We start from the raw sequence: 24,322 nt of genomic DNA, 5'->3' as shown, positions 1-24,322 counted from the left end.
CTCAACATGCCCGCTATCTACCCCCGCATGACGACGTTCCGCCTCACACTAATACTTGGCGCTGGCATCGCGCTGGCAATAAGCCTGCATGCGACTGCCGATGAGTGGCCTGCCCCTATTCAAGAACTCGAACAGCAAGGCCTCACGATTCATGGTGAATTTGATGCGCCTGACGGACTGACTGGATATGCCGCCAGCGCTCGTGGTCAGTCTGTCGCGGCATACCTTACTTCGGGAGGTGACCATGCTGTGGTAGGTACGCTGATTGATGCGGAGGGGCAGGACGTTTCAGCTGAGCGGCTAGAGCAGCTCGTCAACGGCCCAAGAAATGCTGAGCTATGGCAAGAAATGGCTGATCAACACTGGGTGCGGGATGGCGATAAAGAGGCACCCCGAATCATATATACCTTTAGTGACCCTAACTGTCCTTATTGCCGCCAACTCTGGGAGAAGGCCCAACCCTGGGTTGAAAATGGCGACGTTCAGGTTCGCCATTTGATGGTAGGTATTCTCAAAGCAGACAGCCCTGAAAAAGCAGCCGCGATACTTAATGCGAAGAACCCTGGCGAAGCGCTGGCTGAGCATTACCGCAACGGTGCTATGCCGGATACCGAGGGCGATGAACAAAGCGAAGAGTGGGTCGATGAAAACTCCCAGCTTATGCGCGATGGTCAGCTCCATGCAACGCCAGCGACCTTTTATCAGGATGACAGTGGCGATGTACACAGTGTGATGGGGGCTCCCACACCAGATAAGCTTCGAGCCATAATGGGAAGTGATACCCCTTGACCTAAACGGGTTCAACCCAAGGGCAATTGAAGCATTACCCGTAGCCCAACACCATTGCCAGACGCGAGCTCCATGTGACCGCCAATGCGGGTGACGATTGCGTCGACGATAGAGAGTCCGAGTCCACTACCTTGGGGGTGCTTGCCTCGATGAAATCGCTCTGTTAAGCGGGTGAGCCGTTCAGAGGAGATAGCTTCCCCTTGGTTGGTGATATTGATGACGACCATTCCCTTTGCTTCCTGTACGGAAATCGCTATCGGGGCACCTTGCGTACCGTGACGCATCGCATTTTCGAGCAAATTGCGTAGAACCGTTACGAGAAGCGACTCAGATAAGGCGACCTGCACTTGGTTAACGCCTTCAGGATAATGACAAAAATCACGGCTACCGGCTTCTGTCATCGCCGTCACCAGTGCCTCCCCAAGAGGGGTCGTTTCAGGGCGACGGTTATGAGTGATGTCCTCACTTTCCATTCGCGCTAATAGCAATAGCTGACCCAGCGTTTTCGTTAGTCGGTCGACGCCAGCTTCCGCCTGTTGCATCGCTTCGTCCTGCTGATGGCCGTCGACGCGCCTCGCGACTTGTAGATGCGTACGGACGGCGGTTAACGGTGTCCGAAGTTCGTGGGCGGCGTCGTCGGTAAAACGCTGTTCTAATTCAAGCATGCGCCGCGTGCGATCCAGCAACGTATTGAAACTGTCGATCAGCGGGCGAATTTCTCCTGGCAGCCCTTGAACAGGCAGCGGAGAGAGGTCGTCGTGGTTCCGCGACATAAGTCGCTGCTGTAACCTGGAAAGCGGTGCAAGCCCCCGTGTCACGCCCCACCATAACGCAACAAGACTGCCCATCAGCGCGAGTAGAAACGGGTAGAGTGCCGCACGGCGAACCTGCTGCAGCAGTGCTTCCCTCTCATTTAGACGATCGGCTACCGTAATACGTTTATCATCATCAACGAGCGTATAAACACGCCAGCGCTGCCCGTTGTGCTCGCGATAACGATACCCTTCGGCCTCGACGGCAAGCACGTCGTTCATTTCTGGATGTGTACCCGCTACCACTTGACCCCGAAGCGATGATACCCGGCAGGCGATACCCTCCAGCGATGGAATCGTTGATGTTTCGTCTTCTGCACTGTTCCACGACGCTGTGGGCACGCGATCCAACAGGCCTGACACCATTCGCGCTGATTGCGCCAAACGCTGATCGAGAGACTCTTCCAGCTGTGTCGACAAGTCGCGCATTGACCATAAGGCCGTGATACTCCAAAGCAGCACGAGCGTAATTCCCAGTGTGGCAACCAGACGTAAGCGCAGATTCATGAGGTTCTATCGCTGTTCTGCGTACCAAGTCGATAACCCAAACCCCGCACGGTTTCGATCACGTTACGTCCCAGCTTGCGACGCAGTTGATAGATGTGCACATTAAGCGCATTGCTTTCGATCTCATCATCAATACTGTAAAGGCAGTCCTTCAATTGATCGGCGCTCAAAATCCGCCCACGCGCTCGAATCAATGCTTCCAGCAACATCAACTCGCGGCGCAATAGTACAACGGGGTCCCCATTAAACGTGACGCTACGTGTAACAGGGTCTAATGCCAGATTACCGTGACGAATGACGTTATCCACTTGCCCTACAGTCCGTCGTAGAAGTGACTGAAGCCTAGCCGTTAACTCGTCAAGATCAAACGGCTTGACCAAATAATCGTCAGCGCCTCCCTGAAGGCCCTCGACGCGGCTCGCCACCGCATCTCGTGCCGTTAGCATCAATACTGGCGTTGCCACTCTCGAACGTCGCCACTGCTGCAATAACGTCAATCCGTCACCATCGGGAAGACGGCGGTCGAGAATGACAGCATCGTAGTTAATCGTGGCCAATGCACCTTTCGCAGCATCGAGTGTAGTGACGGTATCAACTACAAAGTCGCTCAGCGTCAATCCTGCTTCGATGCCAGCCGCTACCGGCGCGTCATCCTCGACCAATAATATCCGCATACGTACTCCTAATGGGCATCGAAGTGAATTCTACCGTCAGTGTGTCATTCAGGGATGAAGTTAATATGAGGCAGCCTCCATTTTTCAGCCGACAGATCGAAACCATCAATTAAACCGCATCATTCAACGCCCAAGGCCGCTATTACCCACACTTCATGTACAGTTAATGTTGTTCATGCCTAATGAGTGTATTAGTCCTATAGTGAGTAAAGTTTCTTATGAGCTTTTGCGTAATAAAACTAACATGCGGTGGTCGTCTGCTTCGCAGCGCATTCATAATGACATTGTGGCTTGCTTCATTTTCGGCTCTTGCCGAGACGTCACTCCCAATAGGGCATTACCCTTTGCCTGAAACCGGTAATATCGTGGGCGAGGCCTATACCGTCCAAGTGGAAGACGAAGAAGATACCCTGCTCGATATTGCCCACGCACACGGTATCGGCTATGAGGAAATTCGTCGGGCCAACCCCAAAACTAGCCTTTGGGTTCCTGGGAAAGGAACGCAGGTTCAGATTCCAGCGCAGCACATTCTCCCGGATGTGGAGCGTACAGGCGTGGTCATCAATATCGCAGAGCTGAGGCTTTACTACTATCCCGAGGCGAAAGATGGAGAAACCCCTCGCGTCGAGACCTATCCCATTGGCATCGGCCGCGATGGATTCGATACACCATTGGGTATTACCAAAACCACCATGCGCCTTGAAGATCCCGCTTGGTATCCTCCTGAGTCAGTTCGCCAGGAAGCGGCTGAACGCGGTGACCCACCGCCCGACGTCGTTCCACCAGGGCCTGACAACCCCCTAGGTCAGCACGCCATCTTATTGGATATCCCTGGCTATTTAATCCACGGCACGAACCAACCAGATGGCATTGGTATGCGCGCCAGTCGAGGTTGTATCCGTATGCACCCCGACGATATTGAAGCCGTATTCGAACAAATACCCAACGGCACCCAGGTCAATATTATCGATGAACCGATCAAACTTGGCTGGGACGCCGACCACTTACCTTACTTGCAGGCATTTACTTCGCTTAATGAAAAAGAAACGAACATAAGCTACTTGCTGGGTATCATCAACAATGCCGACGAATTGACGGAAAAAAAGCGCTCAAACATTGATTATGAAGTGATGCATAACGTGCTTAGACAGAGTAGTTGACGTATAGAGCCGCTAATTCTCATAGTAGCGCCATTAACCCTCTGTAAGCCTAGTGCAGTAAGTTGTACTAATTTTCCGCAAAAGGGCGCGCAGATAGTCAGAAAAAAGTAGCAAGTACCCTATAAGCCCAGAGCTTCACTGAATCCGATTCCAAAAACAACTTGTTATGTAATGAAGTTCGCTGGTGAGATATCCGTTTGTAACCATTGGGAAACTCCTTATCCAGCTTTTTTGTCGGCCATCGTAACGATTTTTTGACCAACATTTGACTCAGCTTTTCAACCATCGAATTCCAATCATAAGGGTCGGTTGGCTGTTTCAGAAGAAGCGTCGACAGTCTCTTCTCCTTGTCGCTAGTATCCACTTCCAGAAGTGCATAATTCTGATTTCCATAGCTAAGTAGTCGATAAAGCAGACATCTTGGATTGCCGTCAGGAAGCCGATATTTGGAATGGCCCTCAAGCACCGGTAATTTCCGAATATCTCCGGCTATAACCTCACACCCTTTAGTCTTCAGTAACTCGACCATACTTATGAACGCTTCGAACCTATGTTGATACAGGTTGGTATCGTCGCTCTGATCATCAATGCCATCAAACACACCTCCAGGCTTCTCCCCTCGAATGGCCGGTTCATCAGTGCTAACTTCGGATTGAGCATCACTCGGTTCAACTTGTTCTCCCGAGCCTTTTCTTGACCCGGATTTCTTCCGATAACCAGAGGATTTTCGAGTAGTGTAAACAGGCTTGGAAAACGACAATATCACTGGTGGTACCTGAAGCTGATATTCGCCTGAATCCGTCGCTGGAAGCTCGTCATCGTTAATGTGTAGCTGATCGGAGGGAACGACCGCTTCCTGAGTGCTCCCACTTTTTCCTGCTTGTTGCTCAGCAAATTTCGGATCATAAAACTCAACCTGTTTCGAGCTACTGGCCCTCAGGTTTTCAATACTATCAATTTCATACACGAAAAAGACCTCGGATTCCTGGTGGTACTGTCCCCGAACCGAAAACTTCACATCTTCTAGCGGGGGAGGATCAAACCGAAACTGCCAATGGCGGTAGCCATTCATGTCCTTCCCTTCGGTCAACTGATATTGAGCAATACTTCTGAAAGATCGCCGAACCTCATTATCCAAAAGAATCCAGGCGAGCACTCTACGCTGTGCTGTGTTACTACGAGGATACAGGGGTAGTGTACTGGTCGGTAAAATATGAATTTCGCTTTTACCTGGCTCATCGCCCGGCTGAATATCGAATTCTTCGTCTAACCCGTTCGGTATCATGGCTAATCGAGTCATGTAGGAATAGTGGAAAAATAAAACTCGGGCCAATTCTATTTGGGGCAAGAAAAAACGAGTACCGCCAGATTCAAAGTTAAAACACCACTGTTGCCAGTCTTCTTGTTCACGGACGTTTTTGATCGGACAGTCGCCTATCCGGCAATGTAACCAAGCAGAAGCATTGTGTGCCTGTATTCTCTTTTCGTACCCTGCTGGCTTAAGGTCTCCGCTCACTGTCGCATTCAGGAGACGTCTCCTTGGCATCAGGCCTAGCTGTGAAAGAGTGAAGTTCTTTTTTCTCTGGCCCGGGTCTAGCTTGATGTTAATGCGCCAGTCTGAGCTTCCCAGGCGCCGATATATTGAACCGATTTCTTTAACTCGGCTGTTATCCTCGATTCCCTTGATGGGTGGCGTTGTCGTCGTTTTCTTCGAGGCCATTCAGGTAATCCCGTGCTTCATGGGTAAGCCGTGTTTCACTGAGCCCAGCGATACGGATTAGTCGCCAACGAGGTGGGTGCTCAAAGTCCTGTCGCAGTTCCTGCCATGCGTTTCGCAGCCGCCGCATCTGGTACTGGCAAACGCTTTCAGAATAGCGCTTCAGCAACCGCCTGGTTCTCGGCAACCGGTTGAGTTTCTTTTCCAGCGTGGAGCTTTTACCCAGTAGTTTCAGCAAATAAGTTTGTGAATGCCGTGGGCCACGTGGGTTCACGCGAAAAAATCGTAGAATTTCCCGTAGCTTAAACAGATAATGCAGATCTCTCCGCTGCCAATCAACCCTCAGTTTTCTTTTTACAACATCTGCACGCGGTTGAGCTTGATTTACCTTTATCAGCCAAAGCCTGTCATACCGGTACAACCTTGCATATAGCGGCGGGTTAGCTGCCCTGGCTGTTTTCGGTGGCCATTTTTCCAGCATTTTCATCCAGTCTTGCTGATCTTTTGTTAAATCAAACTTAGGCTCAAAGCTTGTTCTACCTGTTCGACCTGATAATGATGGGATGGATAGCTCCCTAACATGGTCAATCATTTCGGTAATGCACCAGCTCTCTGGCAACAGTGCGTGATGAACAATAATGTGCTGAAGGTAGTTGAAGGATTTCCTGTGTTTCCGGAAGATTGCTCGCAGCCATAGATCATCCGACTTGTGGTCTATTCCCAAACCGTATCGTTGCAAAAACTTTGCAGACCACTTGGCTGACACAGCCTCAGCAATCGCAACATGGTTAATGTGAGCCTGGCGGCGAATGCAACCATGCTGCTGAGCCAGCCAGTGATAGTGGGCAGACCACTGCTCATAACTGGGAGAGGTCGCTGGCTTTTGCCCCAACAGGTGTCGAGCCTGTGTCAGAACCATCGCTGATTGGTTACAAACTGGTTTTTGAGGGAATAACGGGCATGTATCGGGCGAAGCCTCGTGATAATGATGGCGATCGTTCAACGGACGGGTGATAGCCGTACTCAGTAGTTCTCCGTGCCTTTCACAGCACTCCACTCCGGCTATTTGCCATTCCCTCTGCCAAAAATACTCGCCAAAAGTAAGTACCTGCTCTCTCAGGCATCCTGGACAATACCGAACATAGACCGGCACTTTCACTAGCGATGCCGTTACGCCCATCGCCAGGTGTACTGCACCCCTGGACTCGCCAGCCATCCATATCAAGCATCGTTTACGGCGTTCTTCAGGGATAAATGGGGCATACAAGGGGAATAAAGTATGGCGGTAAGCAATCGTTTCAACGGTATAGTCAGACGGTAACCAGCGCGAAACTCTTTGCAGTTGGTTTGGCAAATCCAGCGTTGCGATGACTTTCCGGTTGCCATAGATTTCATCCAGCAATTCCTTTGGGCTAATAATCCCTTCCCGAATTCCTAACCTGGCCACTGTGCTGTATACCAACTCTTCAGAGTATGGAATCGGAAAGTTCAGCATGGCATCTGATGCCTATTCACCATAACCAAGCCACTGGTCTTTGTTAAACACTAGACCCGATTGATTTGCTGCATCCAGCATCTGCTCTTCGTTCGCTGCCTGGGAGTGCATAAAACGCAAATCGTCTGAATCGAGCGTATGCCACTCCTTTACGTTGATCGATTTGGTTTTTTGCTTTCTCTTCGCCGGTGGTGATTGCTCTGAAGACTGATACCAGTTCAGGATGATGGGCATCAGGTCTTTTAGCTTTAAGTCGGCGTGTTCCTCAAACGCTCTTTGAATTAATGGTTCCAACAGTTCTGATTCGTAGCCCATATCAACCAGCATGTTATGCATCCGGATTGCCTGGTCATTGCCGCCGTACTGGAAGGATTTGCGAATCTGGTCTTTGCTGGATTCCAGAAGGTTACTGAGCTCCAAGATTTTTTTATCAACATCCGGGATCGTGAGGTCTGAGTATCGGGCTATTTTTCTTGGATCACCAGAGCGTAGTGCCTCCATCATTGGATGAATCGGTTTCAGTTCGTCGCGATAAACCGCGTTCATGATATTTGGGGTGATTCGCTCCGCTCCTGTTACTACCGCTCGAATTTGGGACAATACAAACAGCTTGATGACAACATCCATGATGCCTTGAGACAGATCGAACCACAGAATCCTCAAATCATCCGGAATAGTGTCACTGGCTTTGGTTAGCCACTGGTACTTCCAGAGCTTTTGCGTGAACGCGCCCCATTCGGTTCGGAGCACGTTTTCTTCAGCTGCAGGTTGGCTCAAGGGTTCCCATAATATTGATCCAAACCCAGCCCCGCGCCGTGCAGACCGGAGGTCTGTTTCAAAGACCGGACGGGCCTTTGGTGTTCCGACCATAACCACTGGTACAGAGATCTCATTTACCAGGGTTACGAAGAAGTTCAGCATCTTTTCCGCTCCGCCGGAGGCACGAACGCTCAAGTGCTGAATTTCATCAATAACCAGTAAGCCAATGGCGTAGGTGTTTGCCAGTTGCGACATCAGCGCAATCATTGTCTCTACGCCGTGGCGTTTTTCACCGTAGCGCCGGACATAATTGGTCGCAAGGATGGAATCGATTTCCCGAAAAAAATTATGACACAGGCTCTTGAGGGAACCGTCGTGGGGACAATCAATTTTCAGAAAAACAATCTGTGTGAAATTGTGTTCGGGGTGGTGAATCAACCGCGGATACGTTGCCAGAATACGGTTCAGCGAGCTGGTTTTCCCGGAACCAGAGCACCCAATAAATGCGAGGCTTTTCGCAGTCGATTCGACATGTTCAAACCGAAATGCCTTCAGGTCTCCGTTCTTAATGCGCTCGTAGCCGTTCTGTAAATGGGCCGAGAGATCGCCAGTTGCTAGGTTTCGGCCAACGTATCCCTGGCGCAGCATGATCGAGATTTTGGATTCCAGCTCGATATGGCGTGCTAACGGCTGAAAGAAACCGTCCAGTAGCTGGGAGATGATATGAACTCGTGTTTGGCCGTCCAGGTATCTGTCTGAGGGACGGAGCTCTATGTTTCCACCGAGTCCCGCTTTGAGCTGCTTGCGCTCAAGAAACGGTGGTAGCGCTTCAATCAATGGGTTCCCTTGATAAGCTGATACTCCCGTCTCATGATAAACGGCATTCACCATGCCTGAGGGTAGTGTCATTCATCGTCTCCAAACAGCTCGTCCAGAAAATCCGGAAAAGCACCATCGTCCGGTTTGCCATGCAGGTAGGTTACCTCAGATTTCGATTTACTGTTGTCAGGCTGCCGGGCTTTTGTTTGTTGGGCTCTCTGAACATCACGCTCTTGCTTACGATTATCACTTATACCTCTAACAGTTTCGGATTTGGATTGTTTGTGTGCGGCTGGGCGTGATCGCTCAGCGTCTTTTAGCGTTTTACTGACCAGGTTTTCGAGGTCTCGCTTGCTTGTTGTCTCGGTTACTTTCGCAGCACTGTTAGCTTTTCGCTGCTCTTCCTGGCTAGACCATAGCTCCCACATCGACTTGCCGCGATACTGGCGGGAGCGATCTGTCAGAGAGCACACCCAGTATTCCGAACTGCCTTTTTCGGGGAACAAATAGATATGGTCAGCCACGGCCGGGTCATAGGCTGCTTGCAGGTCGGTTTCTCTGCGATCTCCATTACGATGCAGCCAACCGGATCCCAATAGCTCCTTCGATGTATAGTAAGCGCCAAAACAGCTAACGCCCAGATCAGAAAGATAGACTTTTTTACGCGGCAACAAAGCAATGCGTAGAGCTTCTTCTGATACATTCTTCAATCGACCAGTTCGATATTGTATGCCCCAATTCCAGATATTGAGCGGGGTTAACGCCATATCGTTTGGCATATCCGGGTCACGGTCGTACTTCGACAGTACCGCGTATTGGTTCCGGTGAAGGATAGAGGCGAGCATAATGCGGGTGAAATCATCTAGAGTCAGCGTTGCATCCAGCCGGTAGTCTTTTCCGCCCTGCTTTCTGACTTTTGTGGCTGTCACCACACCAGGCACAAAGGGTTTGAATTCCGCCTGAAGGGTTCGGAAATAACGCTCAACAATCCCTTTTGCATCGCCCCGGTAAGGTGGCGTAATTTCAATGCGCACACCGAATGCTTTTTCCAGAGACTCAATCTGGTGCCCGAGTAGTTCCCCCCGGTCCGCAAGGATCGCATCAGGTACCCCAACGGTTGGCCACTGCTCCGGGGTAATCTCAAGGTCATAACGAGCACATAGTTCGGACTTGTCTGACATAGACGTGACCAACGCGCTCATGGCCGTAACATAAGATGGATTTTCCAAGCCTATATATAAGCCAGTCACCATTCGGCTAAAAACATCGACCACCACGTACAGAGTGGGGCGACCAATGATTCGTTGCCGATCAGCAGACAACAAGTAAATATCGGCAATGGTCGCGTCGATTTCATACCTTGAACCCGGCCCCAGAACCCCTGCTGTAGCGGTCCCAATCAACGGCCTGATGTCTTTTTGATAAGAGATTCTGTTTGATCTCAGGCGAATGCGGTCAGCCTTTGTATACTCACGTTCGTAAAAATATCTAAGCTGGATGATTGTTGGGTAGTCCTCGCGGGACACTTTGGGGTTTGTCACCTCAAACATGTCGATAAATCGTCGATAGACATAGGGCATCGAGTACCCCTTGTCGTTAGCGTAGTACCGGTCAATGACGATACGAAACATCTTCTCAATGGACGGATCTATCGAGATTCCGGTACCCGGCGAAGTGCTTCTTGGGCGCCCCAATTTATTGCTAGAGGTTTTTTTCTGACCTTTTCCCCCGGATTTTCGATAATCAGGTAGCAGCGCATTCGGTGTTGCGCCCCGCTGCCAGTACTGCCGAAGATTTTTGTAGAGCGACTTCCTCGGTTTACCGGTTTCTTCGCTACGCGATTGAACTAACCGTCCCCTGCCACTACGGTAATAAATTTCCTCATCAGCCAGCAGAGGGGCAATTAATTCATACCGTTGATCGCGGATTTTCTGGTTTTTATTTCCCTGTTCCACGGACAAGGATGCGAGATCCTGGTAGGGATCTTCTGTCCGGCGAAGTGTTTCATCAAACGTCCACTGTTCAATCTGAATAGTTTTGACCACCTCGGGCCAGGCTTTATCTGAATCAATATCAATCCAGATAGCCTGTTGTCCCGCTAGTGCTAATATTCGATACCGCTCCTGCCCTACCTGAAAGACATCATTGATTAGCAGCATAACTTGCCCTCAGCAGTGCGATATCCTCAACCACCTGTAAGTCTTGTGCTACCAGCCTGGTCCAGGGAATTGATATATCAAACGTCAGTGCCCTTAACGCGGATAGCGCTCGTATCCGGGCCAGAGATGTCCCAGGCTCAAGTGAGTAGGATTGGTCAACCAGCATTGCGATATCTGGGAGCCTAGTATTTGGATTGTCTGCCAATACCTCGACGTAGGTGGGAAGGCTCTTAAATAAAACCTCCATTCTCTCACTTTGAACCCTGGCAGAGTAAAGTAAATCCAGGTTCTCCATTACAGTGTGAGGCATCTGCTTCTCGGTTATCAGGTACCAGGGCATACCTTTCAGTTTCCAATACCGGCGCTCAATTTCGAGCTTTTCGACGGTTCTCGGATCCATAAGGTCGGATGAGACTTTCACCTGAATGGCAATTTTCTGTGGCCCTGTTGGTGCAGAAAGGTCAACAACAAAATCGCTGGACATGATTTGGGGGTATCCGCCTGCTTCAGGATGGCGGATATTGGCTAGCTCAGCCAGTGATAAAGTGTCTTCTATTCGAAGAGGAAATTGCTCCCGAATGTCGGTGACGGCAGGGTTCCATTCAAGTAGTAGGAAAGCCGCCAGCTCCATATCGGAGAAGAAATGGTGGGTTCGTCCTGTAAGGTGGCCAATCACCCGGTGGGAACGACCCTTGGAGGATAGATCTCTGACCGTCAGCCATGGGTGATAGTCTTTCCCGCTACCTTTGCCGCGTTGTTCTTTGATCCATTTCTGGGTGCGATTGTCGAGTTTGTAGTCGGCCATTCCCTATGACTCCTGAGGAGAATAGCCTTACTGTGCCACATCGCTCGCCAGTTACCAACTTTATTCGATAGTTACCAACAATTTTAAGTTGTTACCAACTTTATTAGAATCTCACACTTGTTGTTACCCCTTTGTCAGGCACTACTCTACCGTGACACTTTTCGCCAGATTACGCGGCTGATCCACGTCAGTACCTTTAAGTACCGCGACATGATAGCTCAACAGTTGCAACGGCAAGGTGTACAGCAACGGGGTCAGTGCTTCGTGGATATGAGGCAAGCGTAATACCCGAATATCATCACGTTCTTCGATTCCGACCTGCTCATCGGCAAACACAAACAGTTCTCCTCCGCGCGCGCGCACCTCTTGTAGATTCGACTTGAGTTTTTCAAGCAACTCGTCGTTAGGGGCCACCGAAATCACCGGCATATCAGCATCCACCAGTGCCAGCGGTCCATGCTTCAGCTCACCGGCCGGGTAGGCTTCCGCATGGATATAGGAAATTTCCTTAAGCTTGAGTGCACCTTCCAGCGCCACCGGAAAATGCGCGCCGCGTCCCAGAAATAACGCATGATGCTTTTCAGCAAACGCCTCCGACAGCAATTCGATTGCCGGATCTAACGCCAGAACTTGCTGGCAAAGTGCGGGTAAGGCTTTTAATGCCGAGACAATATCGGCGTGATGATCATCGCGGCCATGTACCCTGCTGATTGACAATGTCAGCAACATCAAACCGACAAGCTGGGTAGTAAACGCTTTGGTCGATGCGACACCGATTTCAGGCCCAGCCCGGGTCATCAGGGTCACATCCGATTCGCGCACCAATGAGCTACCCGGCACGTTGCAAATGGCCAGGGTACCCACGTAATCCAGTTGTTTTGCATAGCGCAGCGCCGCCAGGGTATCGGCGGTTTCACCGGACTGAGAAAGCGTGACAAACAGTGTGCCCTCGGGCACCACGGGATAGCGGTATCGATACTCGGATGCCACTTCCACCTGTACGGGGATACCGGCATAACGCTCTAACCAATAGCGTGCCACCAGACCAGCATGATAACTGGTGCCACAGGCAATAATATGGATTTGCCGAGTGGCTTGAAAAATAGCCGGAGCATCGGGGCCAAAGCTTTCAACCAATACGTGATCTTCGCTTAAACGCCCTTCAAGCGCGGCCCGAATCACCTCGGGCTGCTCAAAGATTTCTTTGAGCATGAAATGACGGTAGTTACCTTTACTTGCCGCACCATCACCATGCTCAAATGTTTGAACCGGTCGTTCAACCGCTTTTCCGTGGCGGTCAACGATACGAATAGCGCCCTGCTCACGCAGCTCTACCAGATCACCTTCCTCCAAATAAATGAATCGGTCGGTAACCTGCAACAGCGCCAGCGGATCGGAGGCCAAAAATGCCTCGTCAATACCGACGCCAACCACCAGAGGGCTTCCCTGCCGTGCGCCGACGACAACACCTGGCGCGTTAGCACTCATCACGCCCAGCGCATAAGCGCCGCCCAAGCCGTTGACGATCTGCTGGGTGGCATCAAATAAACTAAGGCCGCTATCCAGCTTCTCGGCGAGTAAGTGAGCAATAACCTCGGTATCGGTTTCAGACGTAAAACGGTAGCCGCTGGTTTGAAGCCGATCTTTGATAGCTTCGTAATTTTCGATAATGCCATTGTGTACAACGGCAACCTGGTCACCGCTTTGATGAGGGTGTGCGTTGGCCTCAGAGGGTTTTCCGTGAGTGGCCCAACGCGTATGAGCAATCCCTGATTTCCCGGGTAAAGCCGCTTCATCCAGCTTGCTTGAAAGCGCGGCTACCTTGCCTATCGCCCGGTGGCGGGTCAGCGAACAACCATCGTAAACCGTCATGCCGGCCGAGTCGTAACCACGGTATTCGAGACGTCTTAACCCTTCCAACAAGATATCCTGGACGTTGCGCTGGGCAACGGCGCCGACGATGCCACACATAGGCCTTCCCCTTTTCAGTCGTGATGCTTGAGTGGACGCTGCCAGTCACTTTTCTCGAGTTGACGCCCCCGCGATACGGCCAGCGCATTATCGCTGACGTCCTTGGCGATAGTCGAGCCAGCCCCCACCGTGGCGCCTTCCCCAATACTCACCGGTGCCACCAGAGCCGTGTTGGAACCAATAAAGGCATAATTGCCAATGTCGGTAAGGTGTTTGTTAGCTCCATCGTAATTACAGGTAATCGTGCCCGCGCCGACATTGACACCACGCCCCAGACGCGCATCTCCCACGTAGCTCAAGTGATTAATTTTACTACCTTCACCGACATCGGCATTTTTTGTCTCGACAAAATTACCGACTTTCGCCTTGACCGCTAACCGGGTACCCCCACGCAATCGGGCAAAGGGGCCAATCTGATTAAGTCCAGCGGCCACCGTGTGGTCGATGACACTATGCGAATCCACGCGGCTCTCGGCTCCGATCGTACTATTTTTAATCACGCAGTAGGGCCCAATACGCACACCCTCACCTAATTCGACCTCGCCTTCAAACACACAGCCCACGTCGATAAACACATCATGGCCACAGGTGAGGCTGCCGCGCACATCAAGTCGTGCCGGGTCAGCCAACGCTACCCCCTGTTCCATGAGTTTCTCGGCGACTTGGGCCTGGTAGGCACGTTCCAGGCGCGCCATCTGGGCGCGGTTGTTGACGCCTTCGACCTCTGTGGCGGTGGAAGGTTGGGCGGTGCAAACCGTGATGCCGTCGCTTTTAGCCATGGCAATCACATCGGTCAGGTAATACTCGCCCTGAGCATTATCTGCCGAGAGTCGAGGCATCCAGCGTTTCAATTGCGCACTGGTCATCGCCATCATGCCCGTGTTGCACTCGGTAATGGCGAGTTGCTCCGGGCTGGCGTCTTTCTGCTCGACGATCGCTACGGCCTCGCCTTCTGAATTGCGCACAATACGCCCATAGCCAGCGGGGTCTTCTAACATGACGGTTAAAAGCCCCATATGCTGATCATCCACCTGGGCCAGTAACGCCGCCAGCGAATCACGGTGGATCAATGGGACATCACCGTACAGCACCAGTACTTTACCGCTGCCCAACTGCGGTAGCGCTTGGGCGACCGCATGCCCAGTGCCTTTTTGCTCGGCCTGAACAGCAAACGTCACGGGATAATCAACCAGTGCTTCGCGCAGTTGGTCGGCACCATGGCCAATCACGACATGAATGCGCGATGGACATAGGCCGGCGGCCGTATCCAGCACATGCTGAACCATCGGCTTACCCGCCAGCGTATGCAACACTTTGGGGATCTGAGAACGCATTCGCGTGCCTTTACCGGCCGCGAGAATGACAATATCGAGTTCTTGCATGTTAATTACCTGTCGCGGTTTTACGGTCGTCCGCGCGGGCAGACGCAACCTCTATCTCTAACGATTCAACGAGCTCATCCCCGAAGTGCTGGGCAAAGGCGGGGCTGGCCAGGCTTCGCCATTGGCCTCCCTCGCGTACCAGCATCAGTACATTCAGGTCATGGTCGCGGGCCATCGACATGCCTTCTTCATCCCCTGCCACCATCAGCGCAGTGGCCCAACCATCGGCCCAGGCGTTGGAGGGATGAAAGACCGACACCGAGGCCAGGTCGTGGGTGATCGGCTGACCAGTGCGCGGGTCAATCGTGTGCGAATAGCGCTGGCCGTCAGCCTCAAAGTAATTCCGATAGTCGCCTGATGTCGCCACCGAGATCGAATCAAGCGGCAGTACATGCTGGGCGCGCTGTTGTCCGTTCTCTGGCACTTCAATGCCGACGCGCCACGCGGTCTGTTCATCTACATCTCGAACGCCGCGGGTAATCAAATCCCCACCCAGATTGACCAAATAATTCTCGACCCCTTGCTGATCCAGATAGGCGGCGACGCGGTCGGTGGCGTGACCTTTGGCAATGGCCGACAGATCAACGAACACGTCACGGATACGCCGCGCCTCAAGCGCCTGCGTATCCAGTTCAATGGCGTCGAAGCCTACCCGCGCCAATCGATCACTAAGCTCTTGAGCTGATGGTACTTCTTCAGGTCGAGCCTCAGGGCCAAAACTCCACAGATTGACCAGGTCTCCGATGGTAATATCGAAAGCGCCATCGCTTGATTCGGCAATTGACTGGCTTATCGCCAATACGTCGATGAGTCCGTCTGACAACGGCTGCCACTCGCCTAGTGGCGATCGATTGAAGGCCATCAGCTCGGCGTCGTCGCGGTAGGTCGACATCGATTGATCGACGCTTTCCAGTTCCTGCTCGATACCCGCTTCAATCGTGTTGACTTGTCCCTGGGTGAGCGAATCGGCCATCGTCACTTGATAGAAAGTACCGAATATATTGCCTTCCAGTTTAACTGGCGATTCCAGCGGCCGATCGGTTTCCGAGCAGCCTATCAACGCTATCGTTAGCAGCACGACCACGCCGCAATAGCACCACAAATGACGACCCTGTCGCATCGTTGTTACTCCGCCCTAACCATGAAAAAACCATAGCAGCCAAGCGCCAAAAAGAACGCGATATAACACAAAAGGCTGCATCCCCAACCGTTTGATCAGCGCCAGGAAAAAATGAATACACGCATAGGCGCTCAAACCGGAAAGTAGCGTTCCCACAAGCATTGCGGGTACGTCGACCGGGTTGGGTTGGCCAATAAGCTCTATCGCTTCTAACCCGCCCGCTAGCACAATGACCGGAATGGAAAGTAAAAAGGAAAAGCGTGCCGCACCTTCGCGGCTCATTCCCAGCATCAGCGCGGCGGTCATGGTAACGCCTGAGCGCGACGTGCCGGGAATTAGCGCCAGGGCCTGAGCCCCGCCAATCCATAGTGTATCTGTCAACGTTAGCTGATATTCGCTACGCACCCCACGTTTTTGCCAATCGGCATAGCCCAGCCAGAGGCCAAAAACGATCAAGCTGACGCCGATAATCAGTGGCGAACGCATATACTCCGACACCACATCCCGCATTAAAAAACCCACGGTGCATACCGGTAGCGTAGCGATAATCACCCAACCGGCCAGACGTGCATCGCGATCGACACGTTGGCCTTTCAACGCGGAAACGCAGCTCGTCATCATCTGCCACAGCTCAGCACGAAAATAGACCACAACTGCTAACAGACTGCCCAAGTGCAGCGCCACATCGAAAGCCAAGCCCTGATCTTGCCACTCGGTGAGCACAGGCACCAAAATCAAATGAGCAGAACTGGACACCGGCAAAAACTCGGACACTCCCTGCACCAGGGCTAATACCACCACCTGAAGCCAATCCATTGCTTATCCTCATCTGCTCTCGGTTGAGGGGGACATATTGGCGCTTAAGGATACACATCCTGGCCAAACTTGTCCGCCATTAGCATTCTTCAACCGCTTGGGACTATAGAGCACGCAGGTGAGTGCGCTACAATAAGGCACCTATTCGCCAAGGGGCGTCCCTGCAAGGTACCTCATGACTCAGCGCGTCGACTCATCGGTTATTCAAGATTCTCAGTTACAAAGCCGCGAAGCAAAGCGTGTCACCTATATTGGTGCCTGGCTGGATGGGCTTCTGAGCATCATTAAAGTCGCCGTCGGGTTGATGGTCGGTTCCGCCGCGTTGATTGCTGACGGCATTCATTCATTATCTGATTTAGTCACTGACGGTTTTGTCCTGGCAGCGATTCATTACGGTCGCCAGGAGCCCGATAAAGACCACCATTATGGCCATGGCCGGATCGAAACCCTTACCACGCTGCTGCTGGGAAGTGTGCTGATTTTCGTTGCGGGGGGTATTGCCTGGTCAAGTCTGGATCGTTTGTTCAGCGGCGCCGATATTAACGCGCCAGGCGTGTTCGCCATTGTGGTGACGGTTATTGCGTTGCTCAGTAAAGAGTGGATCTACCGCTACACCATGCAAATCGCCAAACGGGTCGGTTCCAAACTGCTGGAAGCCAACGCCTGGCACTCGCGTAGCGATGCCCTCTCCACTGCAGTGGTATTGGTTGCCCTGCTCGGCGCCCAGTTTGGCCTGGGTTGGCTGGACGCCGTGGCCGCCATTATCGTTGGCTTGCTGGTCGGTAAAGTCGGCTGGGACTTGCTATGGGAGTCGGCTCGCGAGCTGGTCGATACCGCCCTACCCGAAGACGCCCAACAGCAGATGCATGACGTAGCCTGCGGAGTGCCTGGCGTGGACAGTGTCCATGACCTGCGTACCCGCCAATCCGCTGGCTGGGTAATGGTCGATTTGCACATTGTGGTCGGCCCCAAGATCACCGTCTCGGAAGCCCATGAAATCGGCAATGAGGTCAGTCGTCGTCTGCGCCATCAGTTTCCTGCATTAACCGACGTCATATTTCATATCGACCCGGAAGACGACGCTGGAGAAGGCGACCCAAGCCGCCTTCCAGGCCTGCCCTTGCGCCCCGAAGTAGAGGCAGCCCTGGATGCGCGGTGGTACAAGCACCCGGTATGGCGGACGCTCAATGAGCTACAGCTTCACTACCTTAACGATAAAATCTCAGTGTCGCTGATTATCAGCGACGCCGTTCACCAACCGCCCCAATGCCTTGCCAGCCAGTTGAAAGCACTGGCCAGCGATATCGAATGGCTGGGTAATGTTGAAGTGTTGTTCATCACCCGCGCGGCTAGCTACAGCATGCGCTAGCCATACCGCCTTTTAGAGCGGGGTGAGAACAGCGGTTGCAATACTGAAGTAAATCAACACCCCGGAGGCATCAATCAGCGTTGTCACCAGCGGCGCCGATGCCGTCGCAGGGTCCACCTTGAAGCGTTCCAGCACGAACGGCAGGCACATGCCGATGAGGCTGCCGAACATGACGATGGTCACCATGCTGAGTGCGACGATGATCGCCACCGCCTCACCACCACGAATCACCCCGATAGGTGCTACCGCAATCGCCATGGTGACTCCCAGCGAACCGGCCACCAACAGCTCACGGCCAAGCATTTTTCCCCAGTCTTTGACGCTGACATCACCGGTGGCCATCCCGCGCACCATCAAGGTGGCGGCCTGAGCCCCTGCGTTACCACCGCTGCCGATCAGCAGCGGCAAAAAGAATACCAGGGCAACCTGCGCCGCAATGGTGTCTTCAAAATAGGCAATGCCCGCGCCGGAGAACAGATTGGCGAACACCAGCAACACCAGCCAGAACACCCGCTTGCGATATAGCGTCCAAAGCGGTACCCGGCTAACGCCGTCCTCCAACTGACCGATCGACATCCCCTTGTGGATATCTTCTGTGGCTTCCGACTCGGCCACGTCCATGGCGTCATCATGGGTGACGATCCCCACCATCCGACCATCAGCATCGATCACCGGCAGGGCCAGCAGATCATAGCGCGCCACGATCTTGGCGACGTCTTCCTGCCCTTTATCCACAGGAGTACTGATCACATCCTTGATCATGATGTTGTCGACCAGCGCGCCCGGGCGGGCAACCATCAATTGGCGCAACGACATGGTGCCTATCAACTGACCTTCGCTGTCCAGCACATAGAGCTGATAGACCGTTTCAGCGTCAGGCGCGGTCTGGCGTACCCGCATCATCGCCTGAGAGACGGTCATGCCACTGGCAATCGCAACGTAATCCGAGGTCATGATCGCCCCGGCAGTGCCCTCCTCGTAGCTGGCCAATCGCTTGAGGTCTTCACGCTCCCTGTGGGCCATGCGACGCAACAAGGCTTCACGGCGGTCTTCATCGAGCAGGTTGAACAAATCGGCCCGCTCATCGGAGCCCATTTCTTCCAACAGCTTGAGTGCATAGGCATCCGAGAGACTGCCGATGACCTCTAGCTGGCTTTCGCCGGGTAAATAACCCAAGACATTGGCGGCGCGTTCGGTGGACAAAACATCGAGTAACGCCAACGCCTCGTCCAAGGCGTCGTCCTCCTCGATCAGATCTTCGAGGATTTCGCCAATATCCGCCGACCGGATCTCACTCAGACGTTCAGCAAACAGTGCCGTGTTCGGTGCGTCCTTTTCAAGCTCGTCAAGCAGCTCAATTTTTATGGCTTGCAGCGTTTCATCGTTCAATGACACGACATTCTCCTTATACGCTTGCGAAGGCTACGCGGCGGATATTCATCATTCCTGCATTATGGCTGCCATTCCGTTTCTGTTTTATATACTACCAGACAAAAAAAACGCCCCTTGAACCCTAATGACGGGTTCAAGGGGCGTTGTATTTCACGCCAAGCGTGACGGTTTTAGCCTTTACCCGCTTTTTTGCGCAGTTGCTGGATCGTTCGCAACTGGGCAACGGCTTCGGCAAGCTCCGCAGCAGCCCGCGTATAGTCGAGCTCGGACGTCTTGTCGTTAAAGGCTTTCAGCGCTTGCTGACGCGCTTCTTCGGCAGCCGCCTCATTGAGGTCGCTGGCACGCGATGCAGCATCGGCCAACACGGTCACGATATCTGGCTGGACTTCCATGAAGCCGCCAGTCACGAAGAAATGTTCTTCTTCGCCACCATCGTGAATCACCCGTACCGGCCCTGGCTTGAGTTCCGTCAGCAACGGCGCGTGACCGGGTAGAATACCCAGATCGCCCGTGCTGCCAGAGGCAACCACCATCTCGACCGTTCCCGAGTAGATGGACGCTTCAGCGCTGACGATATTGCAAGTGAAGCTATTCGCCATAGCGAATCCCCCTAATGGACGGGATTACTTCTTCATCTGGTTGGCTTTCTCGACTGCTTCGTCGATGGAGCCGACCATGTAGAAGGCCTGTTCCGGCAGGTCATCGTACTCGCCTTCGAGGATGCCCTGGAAGCCACGGATGGTGTCTTTCAGCGACACGTATTTGCCCGGTGCACCGGTGAATACCTCGGCCACGAAGAACGGCTGCGACAGGAAGCGCTGGATTTTACGCGCGCGGGCGACGGCCAGCTTGTCTTCGTCAGACAGCTCATCCATGCCCAGGATCGCGATGATATCCTTGAGTTCCTTGTAACGCTGCAGAACACCCTGAACGCCGCGTGCGGTGTCGTAATGTTCTTGACCAACCACCAACGGATCCAACTGACGCGACGTGGAATCGAGCGGATCGATGGCCGGATAGATACCCAACTCGGCAATCGAACGCGCCAATACCACGGTAGCGTCCAGATGCGAGAAGGTGGTGGCCGGCGACGGATCGGTCAAGTCATCCGCCGGTACATAAACGGCCTGTACGGAGGTGATCGAGCCTGTCTTCGTCGAGGTGATACGTTCCTGCAGAACGCCCATCTCTTCGGCCAGCGTCGGCTGATAACCCACCGCTGACGGCATACGACCCAGCAGGGCCGATACTTCGGTACCCGCCAGGGTATAGCGGTAGATGTTATCGACGAACAGCAGAACGTCGCGACCTTCGTCACGGAATTTTTCCGCAATGGTCAGGCCGGTCAACGCCACGCGCAGACGGTTGCCCGGCGGCTCGTTCATCTGACCGTAGACCAGCGATACCTTGTCGATAACGTTGGATTCGGTCATTTCGTGATAGAAGTCGTTACCCTCACGCGTACGCTCACCGACACCCGCGAATACCGAGTAGCCGCTGTGTTCGGTGGCGATGTTGCGGATAAGCTCCATCATGTTGACGGTTTTACCGACACCGGCACCGCCGAACAGGCCGACCTTACCACCCTTGGCAAACGGGCAGACCAGGTCGATAACCTTGATCCCGGTTTCCAGCAGCTCTTCAGACGCTGCCTGGTCGGCATAGCCAGGTGCCTTGCGGTGAATCGGCATGCGCTCGTCTTCGCCGATTTCACCTGCTTCATCAATCGGCTCGCCGAGCACGTTCATGATACGGCCCAGCGTGGCTTTACCCACGGGGACCGAAATCGCAGCACCTGTGTCGGCCACGTCCATGCCACGCTTCAAGCCCTCAGTGGAGCCCATGGCGATGGTGCGCACCACGCCGTCGCCCAGCTGCTGCTGGACTTCGAGGATGGTCTCTACATCAGAGACCTTCAGCGCGTCGTAGACCTTGGGCACAGAGTCCCGCGGAAACTCTACGTCAATCACCGCGCCGATGATTTGTACGATACGTCCGCTCATCTTGGTTCCTCTCAAAAACCTGCAAATGAAACCTGTCTGCCGGGAGCCGCTAAAGCGTCGGCTCCCTAGGCGTTATACGGCGGCAGCGCCGCCGACGATCTCGGAAATTTCCTGGGTAATGGCGGCCTGGCGGGCCTTGTTATAAACCATTTCCAGATCGTCAATCAGATTGCCCGCGTTATCGGTTGCACTCTTCATGGCGATCATCCGGGCGGCTTGCTCGCACGCCACGTTTTCCACAACCGCCTGATACACCTGCGATTCAATGAAACGAACCAGCAGGCTATCCAATAACGCCTTGGCATCCGGCTCATACAGGTAGTCCCAGCTTCCGGGACGGGCGTTTTCGTCGTCTTGCTCTGCGTCTTCACCAATATCGGTCGACAGCGGAAGAAGCTGACGTACCACCGGCTGTTGCGTCATGGTGTTGATAAACTCGTTATGCACCACGTACAAGCGGTCGATATTGCCTTCATCGTACGCTTCGAGCATGACCTTGATACTGCCAATCAGACCTTCGACCGATGGCGCTTCGCCTAGCCCGCTCTTGGCGGCAACCAGGTTGCCCCCATAGTTGCGAAAAAAGCCACTGGCCTTCGCGCCAAGCGCGCAGAAGTCCAGTCCAGCGCCTTCCTGATGCCAGGCCTTGGCATCCTTCACCACGGCCTTGAACAGGTTATGGTTCAGGCCGCCGCACAAACCACGGTCGGTGGAGACCACAATATAACCAACGCGCTTCACCTCTTTACGCTCGACCATATAGTCGTGCTTGTACTCGGGGTTGGCGTCGGCAAGGTGGCTGACCACGTTGCGAATCTGCCTGGCGTAAGGCTGACTAGCCTTCATCCGCTCTTGCGCTTTACGCATTTTCGACGCAGCGACCATTTCCATGGCGCTGGTGATTTTCTGCGTATTTTTAATGCTCCCGATCTGGGTGCGTATCTCTTTTGCAGCTGCCATAGCGATCTACCCTTCGTTCGTGGCTCTCAGAAAGCATGCAAACCCGCCCAATTCAGACGGGCCAGACATTACCAGCTCTGAGTCGCCTTGAACTTCTCGAGACCCGACTTCAAGCCGCCTTGGATCTCTTCGTTGTAGTCGCCGGTCTGGTTGATCTTGTCGAGCAAGTCGCTGTGCTCAGCCTTCATGTAGTCGTGCAGGGCACGCTCGAAGTCCAGCACTTTATTGACTTCGACATCATCCAGGTGACCTTCGTTGGCGGCGTAAAGCGTAAGCGCCATCTCGGCTACCGACATCGGCGAGTATTGGTGTTGCTTCATCAGCTCGGTGACGCGCTGACCATGTTCAAGTTGCTTGCGGGTGGCTTCGTCCAGGTCAGACGCAAACTGCGAGAATGCCGCCAGTTCGCGATACTGAGCCAGCGCAAGGCGCACGCTACCGCCGAGCTTCTTGATAATCTTGGTCTGCGCCGAACCACCAACACGCGATACCGAAAGACCCGCGTTGATTGCCGGCCGGATACCCGAGTTGAACAGGTTGGTCTCAAGGAAGATCTGACCGTCAGTGATCGAGATCACGTTGGTCGGAACGAACGCAGACACGTCGCCACCCTGGGTTTCGATGATCGGCAGCGCGGTCAAGGAACCGGTCTTGCCTTTCACTTCGCCGCCCGTAAACTTCTCAACGTAGTCAACGTTCACTCGAGCAGCCCGCTCAAGCAGACGCGAGTGGAGATAGAAAACGTCACCTGGGTAGGCTTCACGACCCGGCGGACGACGCAGCAACAGCGATACCTGACGATAAGCCACGGCCTGCTTGGAAAGATCGTCATAGACAATCATTGCGTCTTCGCCGCGGTCACGGAAATATTCGCCCATGGTACAGCCGGAATAGGCCGCCAGGAACTGCATGGGTGCTGGGTCGGCAGCGCCAGCAGCGACGATGATGGTATGTTCCATCGCGCCGTGCTCTTCGAGCTTGCGTACCACGTTGGCAATGGTCGACTGCTTCTGACCAATGGCGACGTAAACACAGGTCACGCCCTTGCCTTTCTGGTTGATGATGGCATCAATGGCAATGGCGGATTTACCAATCTGACGGTCACCGATGATCAGCTCACGCTGACCACGGCCGATCGGCACCATGGAGTCAATCGACTTCAGGCCGGTTTGAATCGGCTCATCGACTGACTGGCGGGTGATAACACCCGGGGCGACCTTTTCTACTGCATCGGTCAGCTTGGCATTGATATCGCCTTTGCCGTCGATGGGATTACCCAACGCATCGACAACACGACCAATCAGCTCGGGGCCTACCGGTACTTCAAGAATACGACCGGTACACTTGGCGGTCATGCCCTCTTCAAGCAACAGGTAGTCACCCAGCACCACGGCACCCACGGAGTCACGCTCCAGGTTGAGTACCATGCCAAAAACGCTGTTGGGGAATTCGATCATTTCACCGAACATCGCGTCTTCGAGGCCGTGAACTTTCACGATACCGTCGGAAACACTGACGATGGTGCCCTGATTACGGGCTTCAGATGCGACGTCAAGCTTCTCGATTCGCTGCTTGATGATGTCGCTGATCTCGGAAGGATTCAATTGCTGCAT

At 53.4% G+C, this 24,322-nt stretch carries 19 protein-coding genes; 3 read left to right on the top strand and 16 right to left on the bottom strand.

Features of this window, described 5'->3' with window-relative positions:
- The first annotated feature begins 6 nt into the window (after positions 1 to 6).
- The gene (gene dsbG / locus B7L15_RS12045; protein ID WP_254902929.1) at positions 7 to 789 is read left to right on the top strand and encodes a thiol:disulfide interchange protein DsbG; all 783 of its coding nucleotides are present in this window, start codon (positions 7 to 9) and stop codon (positions 787 to 789) included.
- 11 nt (positions 790 to 800) lie between these two features.
- Here dsbG and B7L15_RS20095 read toward each other — a convergent pair whose 3' ends face one another.
- Positions 801 to 2,108 carry an ATP-binding protein gene (locus B7L15_RS20095; protein WP_085919210.1) on the bottom strand — a complete coding sequence of 436 codons (1,308 nt, stop codon included), beginning with the start codon at positions 2,106 to 2,108 and terminating at the stop codon, positions 801 to 803.
- On the bottom strand, positions 2,105 to 2,782 hold the full coding sequence (locus B7L15_RS12035; RefSeq protein ID WP_085919209.1) for a response regulator: 678 nt from the start codon (positions 2,780 to 2,782) through the stop codon (positions 2,105 to 2,107). The genes B7L15_RS20095 and B7L15_RS12035 overlap by 4 nt, the downstream gene beginning before the upstream one ends.
- Positions 2,783 to 3,060: 278 nt before the next feature.
- Between B7L15_RS12035 and B7L15_RS12030 the strand changes: the two genes are divergently transcribed.
- Positions 3,061 to 3,942 carry a L,D-transpeptidase family protein gene (locus tag B7L15_RS12030; RefSeq protein ID WP_254902928.1) on the top strand — a complete coding sequence of 294 codons (882 nt, stop codon included), beginning with the start codon at positions 3,061 to 3,063 and terminating at the stop codon, positions 3,940 to 3,942.
- A gap of 97 nt (positions 3,943 to 4,039) precedes the next feature.
- Here the strand turns inward: B7L15_RS12030 and B7L15_RS12025 are convergent, their stop codons facing one another.
- From B7L15_RS12025 to B7L15_RS11985, 9 genes are all read right to left on the bottom strand, one after another.
- Positions 4,040 to 5,662, bottom strand: coding sequence for a Tn7-like element transposition protein TnsE (locus tag B7L15_RS12025; RefSeq protein WP_085919207.1), 1,623 nt, complete (start codon positions 5,660 to 5,662; stop codon positions 4,040 to 4,042).
- Positions 5,610 to 7,154, bottom strand: coding sequence for a TnsD family Tn7-like transposition protein (locus B7L15_RS12020; RefSeq protein ID WP_085919206.1), 1,545 nt, complete (start codon positions 7,152 to 7,154; stop codon positions 5,610 to 5,612). Before B7L15_RS12020 ends, B7L15_RS12025 begins: the two co-directional genes overlap by 53 nt.
- 12 nt (positions 7,155 to 7,166) lie before the next feature.
- Positions 7,167 to 8,822, bottom strand: coding sequence for an AAA family ATPase (locus B7L15_RS12015; protein ID WP_085919205.1), 1,656 nt, complete (start codon positions 8,820 to 8,822; stop codon positions 7,167 to 7,169).
- Positions 8,819 to 10,891 carry an integrase catalytic domain-containing protein gene (locus tag B7L15_RS12010; RefSeq protein WP_085919204.1) on the bottom strand — a complete coding sequence of 691 codons (2,073 nt, stop codon included), beginning with the start codon at positions 10,889 to 10,891 and terminating at the stop codon, positions 8,819 to 8,821. Before B7L15_RS12010 ends, B7L15_RS12015 begins: the two co-directional genes overlap by 4 nt.
- On the bottom strand, positions 10,875 to 11,696 hold the full coding sequence (locus B7L15_RS12005) for a TnsA endonuclease N-terminal domain-containing protein (RefSeq protein WP_085919203.1): 822 nt from the start codon (positions 11,694 to 11,696) through the stop codon (positions 10,875 to 10,877). Before B7L15_RS12005 ends, B7L15_RS12010 begins: the two co-directional genes overlap by 17 nt.
- 141 nt (positions 11,697 to 11,837) lie before the next feature.
- Positions 11,838 to 13,667: a glutamine--fructose-6-phosphate transaminase (isomerizing) gene (gene glmS, locus B7L15_RS12000; protein WP_085919202.1), complete on the bottom strand. Its 1,830-nt coding sequence runs from the start codon at positions 13,665 to 13,667 to the stop codon at positions 11,838 to 11,840.
- Positions 13,668 to 13,681: 14 nt separating this feature from the next.
- The gene (gene glmU, locus B7L15_RS11995; RefSeq protein WP_085919201.1) at positions 13,682 to 15,049 is read right to left on the bottom strand and encodes a bifunctional UDP-N-acetylglucosamine diphosphorylase/glucosamine-1-phosphate N-acetyltransferase GlmU; all 1,368 of its coding nucleotides are present in this window, start codon (positions 15,047 to 15,049) and stop codon (positions 13,682 to 13,684) included.
- Position 15,050: 1 nt separating this feature from the next.
- Positions 15,051 to 16,169, bottom strand: coding sequence for an FAD:protein FMN transferase (locus B7L15_RS11990; protein WP_085919200.1), 1,119 nt, complete (start codon positions 16,167 to 16,169; stop codon positions 15,051 to 15,053).
- Positions 16,170 to 16,184: 15 nt separating this feature from the next.
- Complete coding sequence (locus B7L15_RS11985; RefSeq protein WP_085919199.1) at positions 16,185 to 16,985, bottom strand: undecaprenyl-diphosphate phosphatase; 801 nt, start codon at positions 16,983 to 16,985, stop codon at positions 16,185 to 16,187.
- A gap of 175 nt (positions 16,986 to 17,160) precedes the next feature.
- Between B7L15_RS11985 and B7L15_RS11980 the strand changes: the two genes are divergently transcribed.
- Entirely contained in the window at positions 17,161 to 18,354 is a 1,194-nt protein-coding gene (locus tag B7L15_RS11980) for a cation diffusion facilitator family transporter (protein WP_085919198.1), read from the top strand.
- 12 nt (positions 18,355 to 18,366) lie between these two features.
- Here the strand turns inward: B7L15_RS11980 and mgtE are convergent, their stop codons facing one another.
- The 5 genes from mgtE to atpA form a co-directional block, all read right to left on the bottom strand.
- Positions 18,367 to 19,749, bottom strand: a complete 1,383-nt coding sequence (mgtE, locus tag B7L15_RS11975) for a magnesium transporter (RefSeq protein ID WP_085919197.1) — start codon at positions 19,747 to 19,749, stop codon at positions 18,367 to 18,369.
- 167 nt (positions 19,750 to 19,916) lie between these two features.
- The gene (locus B7L15_RS11970) at positions 19,917 to 20,345 is read right to left on the bottom strand and encodes a F0F1 ATP synthase subunit epsilon (RefSeq protein WP_066315695.1); all 429 of its coding nucleotides are present in this window, start codon (positions 20,343 to 20,345) and stop codon (positions 19,917 to 19,919) included.
- A 24-nt stretch (positions 20,346 to 20,369) separates the two neighbouring features.
- Complete coding sequence (gene atpD / locus B7L15_RS11965) at positions 20,370 to 21,749, bottom strand: F0F1 ATP synthase subunit beta (RefSeq protein ID WP_066315690.1); 1,380 nt, start codon at positions 21,747 to 21,749, stop codon at positions 20,370 to 20,372.
- A gap of 72 nt (positions 21,750 to 21,821) precedes the next feature.
- Entirely contained in the window at positions 21,822 to 22,709 is an 888-nt protein-coding gene (atpG, locus tag B7L15_RS11960; protein WP_066315682.1) for a F0F1 ATP synthase subunit gamma, read from the bottom strand.
- Between the two features lie 68 nt (positions 22,710 to 22,777).
- A complete protein-coding gene (gene atpA, locus B7L15_RS11955; RefSeq protein ID WP_085919196.1) occupies positions 22,778 to 24,322 on the bottom strand; it encodes a F0F1 ATP synthase subunit alpha in 1,545 nt (514 codons plus the stop codon).

The sequence above is a fragment of the Halomonas sp. CSM-2 genome (assembly GCF_002119345.1).
Lineage (GTDB): Bacteria > Pseudomonadota > Gammaproteobacteria > Pseudomonadales > Halomonadaceae > Vreelandella > Vreelandella janggokensis.
The sequence above is the reverse complement of the archived record's forward strand: the minus strand, read 5'-3'. Positions and strand labels throughout refer to the sequence as shown.

Excerpts from the sequence above, each read along its gene's own strand:
- B7L15_RS12005 (WP_085919203.1), bottom strand. The coding sequence starts at position 11,696 with ATGGCCGACTACAAACTCGACAATCGCACCCAGAAATGGATCAAAGAA.
- B7L15_RS11985 (WP_085919199.1), bottom strand. The coding sequence starts at position 16,985 with ATGGATTGGCTTCAGGTGGTGGTATTAGCCCTGGTGCAGGGAGTGTCC.
- B7L15_RS12020 (WP_085919206.1), bottom strand. The coding sequence starts at position 7,154 with ATGCTGAACTTTCCGATTCCATACTCTGAAGAGTTGGTATACAGCACA.
- B7L15_RS20095 (WP_085919210.1), bottom strand. The coding sequence starts at position 2,108 with ATGAATCTGCGCTTACGTCTGGTTGCCACACTGGGAATTACGCTCGTG.
- B7L15_RS12030 (WP_254902928.1), top strand. The coding sequence starts at position 3,061 with ATGACATTGTGGCTTGCTTCATTTTCGGCTCTTGCCGAGACGTCACTC.
- dsbG (WP_254902929.1), top strand. The coding sequence starts at position 7 with ATGCCCGCTATCTACCCCCGCATGACGACGTTCCGCCTCACACTAATA.
- B7L15_RS11980 (WP_085919198.1), top strand. The coding sequence starts at position 17,161 with ATGACTCAGCGCGTCGACTCATCGGTTATTCAAGATTCTCAGTTACAA.
- glmS (WP_085919202.1), bottom strand. The coding sequence starts at position 13,667 with ATGTGTGGCATCGTCGGCGCCGTTGCCCAGCGCAACGTCCAGGATATC.
- B7L15_RS11990 (WP_085919200.1), bottom strand. The coding sequence starts at position 16,169 with ATGCGACAGGGTCGTCATTTGTGGTGCTATTGCGGCGTGGTCGTGCTG.
- B7L15_RS12010 (WP_085919204.1), bottom strand. The coding sequence starts at position 10,891 with ATGCTGCTAATCAATGATGTCTTTCAGGTAGGGCAGGAGCGGTATCGA.
- B7L15_RS12035 (WP_085919209.1), bottom strand. The coding sequence starts at position 2,782 with ATGCGGATATTATTGGTCGAGGATGACGCGCCGGTAGCGGCTGGCATC.
- glmU (WP_085919201.1), bottom strand. The coding sequence starts at position 15,049 with ATGCAAGAACTCGATATTGTCATTCTCGCGGCCGGTAAAGGCACGCGA.
- B7L15_RS11970 (WP_066315695.1), bottom strand. The coding sequence starts at position 20,345 with ATGGCGAATAGCTTCACTTGCAATATCGTCAGCGCTGAAGCGTCCATC.
- atpA (WP_085919196.1), bottom strand. The coding sequence starts at position 24,322 with ATGCAGCAATTGAATCCTTCCGAGATCAGCGACATCATCAAGCAGCGA.
- atpG (WP_066315682.1), bottom strand. The coding sequence starts at position 22,709 with ATGGCAGCTGCAAAAGAGATACGCACCCAGATCGGGAGCATTAAAAAT.
- atpD (WP_066315690.1), bottom strand. The coding sequence starts at position 21,749 with ATGAGCGGACGTATCGTACAAATCATCGGCGCGGTGATTGACGTAGAG.
- B7L15_RS12015 (WP_085919205.1), bottom strand. The coding sequence starts at position 8,822 with ATGACACTACCCTCAGGCATGGTGAATGCCGTTTATCATGAGACGGGA.
- B7L15_RS12025 (WP_085919207.1), bottom strand. The coding sequence starts at position 5,662 with ATGGCCTCGAAGAAAACGACGACAACGCCACCCATCAAGGGAATCGAG.